Consider the following 12,772-nt stretch of genomic DNA (forward strand, 5'->3'; position numbering starts at 1 on the left):
GACACTGGTGAAAGCCCGGTATGGAATCCATGTGAGTCCCCTGCCCCACCCCTCCGCACGCGTTCCACCGACCAGGACAACCCGTAGCCATGCCTGCCGCGAACACGAACCGTACCGCATCCGTGCAGCACCACCGCACCTGCATCCTGCACGTGCCGGACCTGCTGCCGCTGGCCCGCCTTGTCGCCGCCGGGTGCGATCGGCATACCACCACGTCAGTCTGCGTGAGCGCCACCGAGCCCCTCCCACTGCATGCGCTTGCCAACGTTGACGCCTGCGTGGTGCTGCTGTCGTCCTGCCACTCCGACCAGGACGCGGCGGAACTCAATGTCCAGCTGGAGCAACTCAAGATCCCCACGCTGTTCGTTTCCTGCGGCAGCGAGCGTGTCCGCGTGGGGCCTTGGTGCCACTACGGCCACACCGCATGCCTGGCATGCGTCGATTCGATCTCACGCTGCTTCGCAGACGCCGACACAACACGGGGCCGGGCTTGCCAAGGCCTGGACGATGCCGACCTGGCAGGCCTGATAGAGAACACATTCACCGCGATCCTTGCCCGATGCAGTCCGCTCCTCGATGGCGCCGTTCTCCATCACGACGGCGCGGATCGCGTTGAATACGTTCTCAAAGACCCACTGTGCCCGGTCTGCTCCAGCTGGTCGCGGCAGCCTATGGAGACGCTATATGCACAGCACGGCTGATACGCCCACACAGGTCAACGGCTATCTCACCCCCGAGGATATCTTCGCCAGGACTGCCGAGCTGCTGGATGCCCGCACAGGGCTGGTCAATCCGCCGATGGAGCTCCCCGCCGATAGTGGGTCGGCACAGATCATCGTGTATTCCTCGGCGCTGAGCAGGCTGCAGAACGCGCTGCCCCATATTGAACTGCGTGCCGATGATGGGCTGATCATGTCTGGCTCCGGCTCGTCGGTGAGACGTGGCCCGGCACGCGCCAAGGCGGTGTGCGAGGCACTGGAACGGTATTGCAATATCAGCTACGACCCCGCCGCCATCCGCGTGGCGACCCGCAATGAACTGGGCGATGCTGCGCTCGACCTGAGCCTGTTCCATCGCGGACAGGACAGCGAGTACAAAGCAGTTTCCTCGCATATACGCGCCTCCGATGAGCTCAAGATGCGCTGGGTGAAGGGATCCTCGCTCGTGACCGGCCGCGAGCTGTGGGTGCCGTTTTCGGCGATCTACATCGCCACGCCATACAAGTACCCTGGCGAGGCATTCGTGATTCCGATCTCGACCGGCAGTGGCTTGGCCGCATCGTACGCGCGGGCCGCGGTGGCCGGCACGCTGGAGTTGGTCGAGCGCGATACGCTCAGCCTGGTGTGGCTGCAGAAAATGCGGCTGAAGCGTATCGACATTTCCGCCAGCCGCAATGTCGAGTTGGTCGAACGCGCAAGGATGATCGCCCAATCAGGCATCGAACAGTTCTTTTTCGATGCAACCACCGACATTGGATTTCCCACCGCTTACCTCATCCAGCGCGCCCCCGGCCGCAGCCTCCACATCCTGGTGATGGCAGCGACCCGTCTCAACATGGAGGATGCGATCATTCGTGTGATGGACGAAGCGTCCTCCTCGCGCATCGCGCTGGAATCCCTCGCCCGGCAGCCAAAGCTGTATCGCGCCGAGGACTTCCGCAGCTTCACGCGACTGACCGACGGCGCCGTGTTCTATGGGGACCCGGCAAACGAACACGCCTTCGACTTCCTGTTGCGTGATCACCAGACCGTCGCACTGGAAGACATCGGCTCCCAGCGCGTGGCCAAGGACACCGAGATGATGGACGAGGTGGTGGCGGCGTTCCGACGCAGCGAACTGGAACTGATCTGCGTGGACCTGACCACCCCCCAGCTCAAGCGGATCGGGTTGCGCAGCGTGCGCATGCTGGCCCCGCAGCTCATGCCGCTGACCATCAACTACAACATGAAGTATGGGGCGACCCCGCGCCTGTACCAGGCCCCGCAGCGCATGGGCTTGGAAGTGCACGGCTTCGATGCGCTCAACCCGTGGCCGCAGCCCTTCGCCTAGGAGAACACATGGTCGATTTTCTGATGCAGGACTGCATACAGGGCCATCAGCACCTGCTGGACCGCCTGGATGCGCGCGCGCGGCGGATACATGCCGATGACCCGTCTGCGATGACACCACGCAGGCGCCTTGCGTCCTGTCAGGTGTACCTGGTCGCAGGTGGCGAGGTGGGCCGACGCACCGCCGACAAGCTCGCCGCCCTTGGGCTCGGCTACCTGTCCGTCGCGGCGGCGACAGCACAGGATCAGACAGCCCTGCGCCAGGCGTTTCCGGCCGGGGCACGTGGCGACTGCAGCGTATTGCCCGGTGCCTACGACATCTACGCCGCAGCGCTGCAACTGGGCATGCACCAGCTGATCTGCTTTGCGTCCTCACGCCCACATCCGGCCGTGCAGGCCCAACTGAACGGGGCAGCCGTGCGGCTGGGCATTCCGTTCGTGCAGACCGCCCTGTTCGCCCACGAAATCCAGCTGGGCCCCACCGTCATCCCCGGTGCCACCGCGTGCCATGCCTGTTACCAAGCACGCCTGAAGGCCAATTACGCGCGCTCGGACGTCCCCGAGGCGCGTGACCGCTTCCTGGACCGGAACCCGACGTTCGAGTTCGCCGGACGCCTGGTGGCCGTGGACGAGCTGGCCGCCACGTTGACCACCTCGGAGGTGGAGAGGGTGTTGTCCAATCACGCGCCACCGGTGGCGCTGAGCACCGAGGTGAGCATCAACGCGCTCACCCAGACCCGGCAGAAGCACTTCGTTCCCTACCTGGAATGGTGCGCGGTGTGCCAGCACACCCGCGCGCCGGACGCCACCGGCGAGTTTTCATCGTTCGTCCAGGCAGCCGCCCGCTAGCCACGCCACCGTGGACTTTTGTACCGGATATTGGGGAAGACAATCACGATGAAAGAACATTTTTTCATGCGCGAAGGTGTCGGCCGCGGCGCCGGCATGGTCGTCCACGAGTTCACCAAGAACTTCGAACATGGGCGTCGTCATCTGCAATCGGAGCAGGCCGTCGGCCGTGCCGGCGATTGGGGATCGGCGGCCTTCCCGTTGGCGCTGGATCAGCGACCGGTCAGCTACGCCATGGATGCGCAGGGACCGGCACTGGATGGCCTCCTGGAGGTCCTTTACAGGCGCCGCAGCGTGCGCGGCTATGCGCCCGGCGCGCTGCCGATGGGGCACCTTGGAAGGCTGCTTGAGATGGCCTATCCGCCGGAATCGCATGACCCGCACTACGTTCCGGCGACGGCGCCACACCAGTCCACCGGACGCTGGAACGGGCATGTCACCGCCTGCCGCCTGGTGCTGCTGGCACGCAATGTGGCGGGGCTGCCGTCGGCGGTATACCTGGTCGATGAACGCGAACGGGTGCTGCGCCGGATCGGCACCCAGGGGCTTGCTGGAATGGATGCACTGCTGGCCGATGCGTGCTTCCAGCGCGAGTTCCATTCTTCCCCGGCGCTGTTCCTGCAGTTCGGCTCCATCCATGATGCGATCACCCGCTACGGTGAGCGCGGTTACCGCTACATGTTGTTCGAGAACGGGGTCATGATCCAGCGGCTGTACCTCGCCGCCGCGGCACTGTCATTGTCCGCCTGCGTGACCGGTAGTCTGGTGCAGAAGCAGGTGGAGCGATGGGTCGGCGCCGATGGCTACAGCGCCGCCCTGCTCAACGGCTTCGCGGTCGGGATGCGCAACCCGCCCCGCCCGGAGCTGACGTGAGCAGCATGCCGTTGGACCCTGCGGCGGCGGGGACGACGCTGGAGACGCTGCAGACCGAAGCTGCCAGCGGTGCGCCGGCGCTGGCCGGTGGCGTCAGCTGGCACGTGTTCGGTGCCCCGATCGATGGTCGGCTGCGCTACGTGGTCAAAAGCGCGATCTCGGGAAACTACCTGATGACCTCCGCCTTGGGCGTGGACATCCTCGCAAGCCTGGATGGAAATCGCGACCTGGACGCCCTGTGCCAGCACGTGTCGGCGCTGCACGGCAAGCCGGTGCCCGCTGCGCGACTGAGCCAGTTCCTGGATACCTGTCTGGTCAACGGCATGATCCAGGTCGATTCATGGGGTGATGGGAAGGAGATCGTGGCCGATGCGGGCGCGCGCCGCGAAAGGCTGGGCATTTACAGCAAAGTGCATAACGCCGATGCGTTGCTGGACATGATCCTGGAGTACCGGCGCTGGTGGCTGAATCCGGTTACCAAGGCCGCAGCGGCAGTGCTGTGCCTGCTGGGGCTGGCCAACATCTTCCTCATTCCCCCGGGCGGTGGACTGATCGCGCCGCTCAAGCAGATGGATATGTCCTACACCGATGTCTTTCTGCTGGCCCTGCCAATGGTGTTTGTCATCGAGCTGGCGCTGCACGAGCTTGGCCATGCGCTGGCATGCCGCCTCATGGGCGCGCGTCCCAAGGGGTTCGGAGTGGGCCTGCTGTTCGGAGTATTGCCCATCGTGTTCACCGAGACGACCGACTCCTACACCATCCCCAGCCGCACCAAGCGCGCCTTCGTCTCATTCGCCGGCCCCATGGTCAACCTGATGAGTTTCGGACTGGTGATGAGCCTCTACTGGTCGGTCGCCCCTGGCGGTTTGGCGGCCAAACTGCTGCTGGCCTACAGCGCGCTGCCGCTGGCCTCCTTCCTTGTCAGCATGAATCCATTTTACCTGCGCATGGACGGCTATTGGATCCTTGCCGACTGGCTGGAAAGACCCAACCTGCGCCGCGATGCAATGCGCTATCTCAAATCGATGTTCACACGCGGCAGTGCCAGGCCGGCCCCTGTCCAGCGGGACCGCAGGGAAAAGCTGACGTTGTCGTTGTACCTGCTGGTGGCGGTGGGCTGGACGGTGACCTTCATCAGCTACGTCACCGTCGAAGGCCTGCGGACCATGTATTCGATCATGCAATCGTTCTTTACCCAATCGGTGTATTTCTAAGCGCGAGCAAAGGGGTATGACGTTGTCCAGCCACTGGAAGATGTCCCGTTACGCTCTGGTCCGCATGAGCGGTGCCACCCAGGATGCCCTGGTCGATCTGCGCTTCGAGCGCGCCTCGGCACATGTTCAACGCCTGCACGCCATGGGCCAATGGCTTGGTGTGCAGCGCGAGCATGTATGCGAGCGGGTTCTGTTCGAGTTGATCCGCACCGCCAGCGGCGCGGACAAGTCGCAGCTGGTTGGAATCCGTCGCAAGCTTTACAACGGCAAGTTGCCCAGGCGCCAGGACATGGCGGTCATCATCGAGCACCCGGACCGCGTGGCACGTCGCGCCGTCATTCGTTATTACCTGCGCCTGCAACGCTACCAGTCCACCACCCGGGGCGACAGCGCCGAACGCGCACGCCTGGCGTTCAACCAGGAGCTGCAGCGCAAGCGGGACGTACTGGTTCAGCACCTTGCCACCCCGCAATTCCTGAAAGCACTGCAGGTCGCCTCGCCGAGCCTGGCCGGCAGCGTCGCCAAGCTGGTAACCCGCCCCACCGCAGGCTGGGCCAAGAAGGAACGGCAGATCGAAGTCCGTGCGGTGCGCTACCTGACCCGCATGCTGATCAAGACCAGCCCGTTCGGACGCTTCGGGCCGGTGGCATTGGCCAGCTACGACGACACCGCAGACGATGTCGTGCGGCTGGACACCAATGGTGCGGTCACCGAAACCGTGTCGAGCCTCAACCTGTCGTTCGTCGACCGCCTGTTGTCCACACTGGGGCGCCACCCCCTGGTCGCTGGGCAGCTCCCGGTGAAACTCAATGGCAGCTACTTCCTGGATGGTCACGACATCTGCTTTTACAGCCCGGCCGAACGCAACAACCTGCCCAAATACACCACCCTGCGCCGCGGCAGGTTCCTGCGACAGATTCAGGTGGTCGTGGAGTTCCTGGAAGCCGCGTCGGCCCCGCCGACCGCCGCCGGGCTGGCCGAAGCACTGCTTGCGCAAGGGGCCAGTGAGCACTGGGAGGACCCCAAGGACGTCCAGCCGTTTGTCGAGAGCCTGATCGTTTCGGGCCTGCTGGTGCGCGAGCTGATGGTCCCGACCAACATCATGGACCGGCTGGACGGACTGGCTCAGCTGCTGGACACGCTGGCCGTGAACGTGCCTGACGAATGGTCGGCCGGGTTGCGTGAACTGCGCGACCTTGGTCATCGGTTCGCCGACATGGGGTTGCGCGACCGCGACCGTGCCATCCGCCGCGCCGACCAGTTGCTCGGTGAACTACTGGACAGCACCGTTGACCCCAGCGCGCGAATGGCGCGCGACCGACGCCTGTTTGTCGAAGACACATACACGCGCGGGGGTAGCTTCACCCTGGGCCGGCCGTTCTGGGACCATGTTGGCGCGGATGTGGCCGCCTTCGTCGAACTGCTGTGCCGACGCGACCGCGGCGGACTCGGCTACCAGCTGATGAAGGACATCTTCATCCAGCATTACGGCGAGGGCGGCGTCTGCGAAGACGCCGGAAAGTTCGGCAACGAGCTCGCCAAAACCGCCTTCAAGCCCACCGCGATGGGCACCGCCGGCTTCGCCCATTCGGCACGGGTAAACGACAACGCGTGGCGTTACTTCACGTGGCTGCAGGCCGCCGTGGACCAGTCCGGTGGGGTGTCGGACATCGACCTGGGGCGCGACCGGGTACAGTCCCTGGCCGAGGAGTTCAGCGGCTGGGAGCTGCCACGCACGTCCATCGCGCTGCACCTGCAGTTCGTGGCCGCTTCCGCCGAAGCCCTGGCCGCCGGCGACTTCCAGGTGGTTCTCAACTACACCCTGCCCGGCCACGGTCGTTTTTTCACCCGCTACTGCGCGTATTACGACCAGCAAGCCAGCCCGGGAACGCCGCTGAGCGACCAGCTGGCCTCGGAAACCCGGCTGATCGGCACTAGCGCCGGTGGCATCGAGCCGGTCGAGATGGTGTCCATCGTCAACCACAACGCGCAGATCCACCGCCCGCTGACCGGCCGGGTGATCGTGGCACCCGGCGAGCACGTGCAACTCCCCCCGGAAAACGTGATCGGCATGCGTGAGCTGCAGCTTCGCCACGATAGCGACAGCGGCGAGATGCGCGTGTTCGCAAGCGGCGAGGAGATCCTGCCGCTGTACATGGGGTTCTTCCACTCGATGGCGCTCCCATACAGCCACCGCGTGCTGGCCGATGCATCGCCGCACGCCTTCCACGCCGAGCGGTTCAGGTTGTTGGAATTCAGCGAAAACACCGGCGCCGGTCGACGCGGGCCAGGTGCCACGGCGATCCGCCATTACCCGCGGCTGCGGTGCGGGCGCCTGGTGATCCAACGCCAGGCCTGGGTGGTGGACTTCAGCGAGCTCGCACCGCACTTCGTGGAGCCAAGCGATGACTTCGACCTGTTCGTCAAGGCCAATCTATGGCGGCTGGCGCATGGCCTTCCCCCCATGTGCTTCGTGCGTGTCCGCCGCCGACGCGCCAATCCGGGCGAGATCACCAGCGCGATCAATCCGAACGAACACAAGCCGATGTTCCTGGATTTCGAGAACATGTTCACCGTACGCAGCTTTGCTGCCGCCTGCGCGAGCCAGCCGGTGGACACCGTGCAGTTCGACGAGGCGCTGCCGGAACAGGGTGATACTCCGCTGGTGAACGCCGGCTCGCCGGTGACGCTGGAAATGCAGATCGAGATCAACCGCCAGGTGGAGCCGGCCGATGCAGCTTGATGCTTACCGCCAACTCGGATTCTGGACCTTGGCGCTGGGCTACTACGCACGGCACGATCCCGATGCGATGCTCGATCCCGAGGGTGACCAGGTCGTGGCGGACTTCGTGGCGCCGCTGGTGCGACAGCTGCGCGACGAGGACCTGCTCGCCGACTACAGCTGGATGCGCTACGCCGAGGGCGGATTTCATCTGCGCTGCCAGTTCCGGGCGCAATCGGATGATCAGGCCACACTCCAACAGGACTGCATCCGGGCCCATTTCCAGCGGATCAAGCTTGCACGTCCAGCGCTGTTCACCGGCGAGCAACGGCTGTCTCCGATGGCTGCGGCACTGAACCGCCGCTCCGGCGTGAACACACTGCACGCGCCCGGCACACTGCAGGCCGGCGTAGCGCGCGATACCGGCGAGGAGCATGTCTACGACCAGACCAGCAGCTACCTGTATGTGATGCGCGCACAGACGCTATGGTCGGACGTCGCGCTGCAGGCCGTGGCCGCCACCACCACCTACGCACAACGGTTGTGGATTGCACTACCGGCGGCACTTGCACTCCTGCGCCAGCATGCGACCTGCGCGTCCCAGCATGCTGCGCAGGCATTGTTCATCGCCGCCACCTGGCGACAGCACTTCGGCATCGATGCGACCATCGGCGATGCGCAGGCGGCGCGGGTGTGGGCGCAATGCGACCGCATCGAAGCGCTGGCCGCCAGCATCGCAACATCGCCGCTGCAGACGGTCCGGCACCTGCCAGAAACCTTGCATCACCTCGCCGAGCACGCGCTGGCCCGGGGCCAGGCAGGGGTGACGTCGCTCGCCGCTGAACGGCCCGAACTGCGGGCCATGCAGGTACTGTCACTGGTCCACCAGGTATTCAATCGTCTGGGTATCAGCCTGATCGACGAGACCGCGATCTGCGCGCTTGTATATCGCTGGGTCGCGACCGACGCGGCAGTGCCGGTGGAGACGATCCAGGCCGAAGTGGCGACGTGGATCCAGCACTGGAGTCGACCACATGTCGCTGCTGCCTGAGCCTGGCTGGCTGTACCTGCGCATCTTCCCCGGTCATGGCGACCAGTCCGCAGACGCGCCGGTAGCGCTGGAACACAGCGCCGATGTCCTGCTGACGCACTGCCTGCTGCCGACCTTGCGACGGCTGCAGCAGGCCGGGAGCATCCAGGGCTACTTCTTCCTGCGCTATGCAGAACAGGGCTACCACCTGCGGGTGCGTTGCCGTGTCCGCGACCAAGACCAACACAGCGTGGCCAGAACTGCACTTCTGGCTGCGCTCGATACGCATCTTCTGGACGATCCGCACACTTTCCCTGGGGCAAGCGACAGCGCCGGGTTGATTGCCGACGGACGCATCCGCGACAGCCACTACCAGCCCGAGCTGGACAAGTATGGCGGACGCTCGGGGCTGGACGTGGTGGAGTCGCATTTCCATGGCTGCACGGATCTGGCCGCTGAAGCGCTGGCTCTGGCCGCGCAGGGCTTCAAGCGCGACCACCTGTCGGTGTGGCTTACCGGACAGATCATGTACGCGCTGGAGTTGAACGGCGCAGAGGCCGCCGGGCTGCTGGCCGGCTATGCGCGCTATTGGATGCCCGCCACCGGCATGGACATGGGCCAGGCGAGCGATGCATTGGAACAGGCCTATACCACGCGCCAGCGTGCGATTGCCGGGCTGCTCCCCGATGCCCGCGGGGACAGCGTCTACGCGAGCACCTACCCGCAGGTGGAGCGCCACCTTGGTACCGCACGCCACCTGTTCGTGAACACCGTGGCGCGCCTGCGCACCCTCGAAGATCAGGGCCGCCTGCACAGCAGCGCCCTGGCGCCGCTGGAACAGCATGCCATCGCATCCGAGCGCATCGGACGCCACCGGCTCACCTATCTGCTGATCGTGCCAAACCTTCTGCACATGATGAACAACCGGATCGCCGTCAACGTCCTGACCGAGGCCCGGCTGGCGTTCTTCATGGCACGTAACTTTGCCGGGGAGACCGCCGTGCAACGGTCCGCGTTGCCGGTGATGCTGCAGCCTGCCCCGCTTCACTCGATACCCCCGGCCCCACCGCCGGGAGCCGCGACATCGCGCGTGGACCACGTTGCCCGGAGCCAGGAATCATGAACCAAGGCAAGACCCTTTCACTCAGCGAATTGCTCGCACTCGACCCTCAGATGGCGATGCCCGACCGCCCACGCGTGCCGGCCGATCTGCTGCGCGTCACCGACAGCCAGACCACCGAAGTGGTCTTTGGCGCGGCATCCACCGTGGTCTTCGGTGGCAAAGCGGTGAGCAGCCTGTTCCCGCAACTGTACCCATTGCTGGATGGTCGGCGGACGCTCCAGGAGATCGCCGACCATCTTGATCACATCCCGCCGGCGCATGTGCAGAAAGCGATCTCGATGATGTACATGAAAGGCATCATCGAGGATGGTGTTGCCGCCGCACCGGTCGATCCCACACTGGCGCGGCGATTCCCGGCACAGCTGCAGTTCTATTCGCGCTACTTGGACCTGACCCGGGTCTACCGTAATCGCGACGATGTTCTGCAGCGCCTGCGCGACAGCCGGGTGCTGCTGGTGACCGATGCGCCCTGCGCGCCCACCCTGGTGAACGCATTGGCCGAGTTCGGACTGGGCCAGCTGGACCTGGTCTGCAGCCCTGACCTGGCCGCCCAGGTCCAGGCTGCAGGGCAGGACCTGCAGGTGCGCCATCTGTCCGATTCACCGTCAACGTATCTGCGCGACCATGCCGCGCAGCAATTGCACGGGCATGCCCTGGTGGTGCTGCTGGTGGGCCGGCATGCATCAGCGCTGCTTGAGGCGATCAACACCGCCACGCGCACCACCAGCGCGCGCATTGCCTATGCGGTGATGGGACCGGAGCGCGTGCAGATCGGCCCGATCGTGGAACGCGACTTCACCCCCTGTTTCACCTGCGCGGGCGATACCGCGCCGGGCGCGGACGCCTGTCTGGATCCACTGGCGGTCGACTATGGGATACATACCTTCAGCCTGGCCTGCCTGACCCTGCTCACCCACCTGGCGCCGATCACCACCGCCGATCGGATCCAGGTGCTGTCGGCCGATACGCTGGGGTTCGAAGGCACCCCGTTGTATCGGCAACCGGGATGCCCGGCATGCGGGCTGGGAGGCGCCAACGGCTCGGACCTCACGGCCTGGTTCGCCACCGGTGCGCAGCTTCGTCACTCACTGGCGTGGTTCTACAACGAGAATGCGAATTTCAAGCGTCACCACATGATCCCCAAGGGTCACCAGGTCCACTACGAAGAGAAGAACACGCGTGCCGCTGCCGGTGCCGTGAAGACCATGGACAATGCAACGGCACAGCGCATCGAACTGGCCACCTCCCTGCCCGCCGGACTGCTGCAGCCCTATGCAGGCGACTATGCGCTGTCGAGCGATTGCAGCGGGGTGCCGTTGCCGCAGCGAATCAACATGCTGCTCAGCGTGGCGGCCACCCGCCGCGTACAACCGATTGCTGAAGGGATGGAGGTCGGCTTCCGGGTAGTGCCTTCCGGCGGCGCGCTGTCGTCGCAGAACCTGTATCTGGTCAACTTCTCCGTTCCGGAGCTGCAGCAGGGCATCTTTTACTGCAACCCCGACGGAGATTTCAATCGCGTCGGCGACGGCATCGCCAGCCTCGACGACCTCGGCCTGCTGGTGCAACCGGATTGGCAGGAGCGGCTGCCGCAGGCGGCCGTGGTAATCACCGAGGCGTATGGGCGGGTGGAAAGCAAGTACATGGGCATAAGCTATCGCTACACGCTCAGCGATGCAGGCGCGATGCTCGCCACGCTGATGGCGTTGGCGGCACGGCTTGGAATCGACCTTGCACATACGGCCAATTTCTACGATGACACGCTTGCCGCTACCCTGCGTTGCCAAGGCATAATCGAGTATCCCGCGCTTGTGTGCCTGCTCTACGACGCAAGCACGGATGTGGCCGCACAGGAGGCGGCATGAGCCAGTCGCCACCGTTTCTCCTGGTCGAATTCTATTATCCGATGATCGATGACGGCAATGGAGGGGACTGCATCGGCGACGCCTGCCTGGTGGCCGTACTGCAGCCGCTGGCCCGGACACTGTCGGCCCATCCCGGGGTGGAGAGCTATGATTTCATGCGCTACTCGATCGACGGTTACCACCTGCGCATCAAGTTCCATGGCCAGCGCTGCGCACTGCAAAGGCTTGCCGACGAAGGCGTTCGCCCGGCCCTGCAGGCGTTTGCGCTCAGCCACGCGCGCTTGCTCGCGCAGGACATGGCCTTGGGCGATTTTGGCCAGCGCCTGGTGGCGCGGCTGGGCAAGGAGGGGGATTCACTGAAGGAAGGGGGCGATTTCGCGCTGCGCATGGCGCGCGATGCGTCGGAGCTGTTCGAGTCTGCGGCGGTCCGCAGCGACTACCTGGCGCTGTCGCGCTGCATGTGCGACCTGCTGCTGGTGGCGATCGAGCAGGACCTCCTCCCGCGGGAGCGCCGCACGCTGGTAAGGCTCATGCTGGTGCAGTTGCTGGAGGCCAGCGGCCTCAATGCGGCGGGGCTGCACTATCTGGCAACGTTCGCCGCGCGTCAGTGGCAGGGGTACTTCAATATCGACCCGGCGCAGATCGCCAGCTGCCGCGCTACCGCCGCTGCCGCAGCGGAAAGGTTTTCCTCGTTCCTGGCCGGGGCAGGTGACAGCGCGGCGAGCGCCAGGGCACTGCCGGCGCGCTTCCGACCGGCATACGAACTGCACATGCGGCAGATGCTGCCGATGATGGCGGCGCTGGTGGACATTGGCCAGGGCGGTGCAGCCACCAGTCATACCGCACTGCGCCTGCTCAGCATGGTGCACCTGGCGCACAACCGGCTGGGCCTGAACATCCTGCAGGAAATCATCTTCGCCGAGCTGGCGATCCGTCACTTCGCCATTGGTCTGGACCAGGCCGAAGTTCACGACAACACCGCGTGGGTGGACAGAAACCTGACCACTTACCTGGCCAACGCCGGTGGCATCACGCTATGAGCCCCGTCGCT

10 protein-coding genes are annotated in these 12,772 nt (G+C 65.0%); all 10 read left to right on the plus strand.

Annotated elements, in window-relative coordinates; genetic code table 11:
• The first annotated feature begins 89 nt into the window (after nt 1-89).
• The 10 genes from NR101_RS08530 to NR101_RS08575 all read left to right on the plus strand — a co-directional run bounded on the left by NR101_RS08530 (nt 90) and on the right by NR101_RS08575 (nt 12,761).
• Entirely contained in the window at nt 90-701 is a 612-nt protein-coding gene (locus tag NR101_RS08530; protein ID WP_256774852.1) for a hypothetical protein, read from the plus strand.
• 211 nt (nt 702-912) lie between these two features.
• Nucleotides 913-2,049, plus strand: a complete 1,137-nt coding sequence (locus NR101_RS08535; protein WP_256774888.1) for a YcaO-like family protein — start codon at nt 913-915, stop codon at nt 2,047-2,049.
• Nucleotides 2,050-2,057: 8 nt separating this feature from the next.
• Entirely contained in the window at nt 2,058-2,897 is an 840-nt protein-coding gene (locus NR101_RS08540; protein WP_256774853.1) for a hypothetical protein, read from the plus strand.
• 48 nt (nt 2,898-2,945) lie between these two features.
• On the plus strand, nt 2,946-3,770 hold the full coding sequence (locus NR101_RS08545) for a nitroreductase family protein (RefSeq protein WP_256774854.1): 825 nt from the start codon (nt 2,946-2,948) through the stop codon (nt 3,768-3,770).
• A 5-nt stretch (nt 3,771-3,775) separates the two neighbouring features.
• Nucleotides 3,776-4,984 carry a M50 family metallopeptidase gene (locus NR101_RS08550; protein ID WP_345779479.1) on the plus strand — a complete coding sequence of 403 codons (1,209 nt, stop codon included), beginning with the start codon at nt 3,776-3,778 and terminating at the stop codon, nt 4,982-4,984.
• 40 nt (nt 4,985-5,024) lie between these two features.
• Nucleotides 5,025-7,727 (plus strand): lantibiotic dehydratase, encoded by a 2,703-nt coding sequence (locus NR101_RS08555; protein WP_256774856.1) that lies wholly within the window; start codon nt 5,025-5,027, stop codon nt 7,725-7,727.
• Nucleotides 7,717-8,757 carry a lantibiotic dehydratase C-terminal domain-containing protein gene (locus NR101_RS08560; RefSeq protein ID WP_256774857.1) on the plus strand — a complete coding sequence of 347 codons (1,041 nt, stop codon included), beginning with the start codon at nt 7,717-7,719 and terminating at the stop codon, nt 8,755-8,757. Before NR101_RS08555 ends, NR101_RS08560 begins: the two co-directional genes overlap by 11 nt.
• Nucleotides 8,741-9,859, plus strand: a complete 1,119-nt coding sequence (locus NR101_RS08565) for a thiopeptide-type bacteriocin biosynthesis protein (protein WP_256774858.1) — start codon at nt 8,741-8,743, stop codon at nt 9,857-9,859. The genes NR101_RS08560 and NR101_RS08565 overlap by 17 nt, the downstream gene beginning before the upstream one ends.
• Nucleotides 9,856-11,721: a hypothetical protein gene (locus tag NR101_RS08570; protein ID WP_256774859.1), complete on the plus strand. Its 1,866-nt coding sequence runs from the start codon at nt 9,856-9,858 to the stop codon at nt 11,719-11,721. The genes NR101_RS08565 and NR101_RS08570 overlap by 4 nt, the downstream gene beginning before the upstream one ends.
• Nucleotides 11,718-12,761, plus strand: a complete 1,044-nt coding sequence (locus NR101_RS08575) for a lantibiotic dehydratase C-terminal domain-containing protein (RefSeq protein WP_256774860.1) — start codon at nt 11,718-11,720, stop codon at nt 12,759-12,761. Before NR101_RS08570 ends, NR101_RS08575 begins: the two co-directional genes overlap by 4 nt.
• Nucleotides 12,762-12,772 lie beyond the last annotated feature (11 nt).

The organism is Stenotrophomonas sp. Ste86 (genome assembly GCF_024519465.1).
GTDB lineage: Bacteria > Pseudomonadota > Gammaproteobacteria > Xanthomonadales > Xanthomonadaceae > Stenotrophomonas.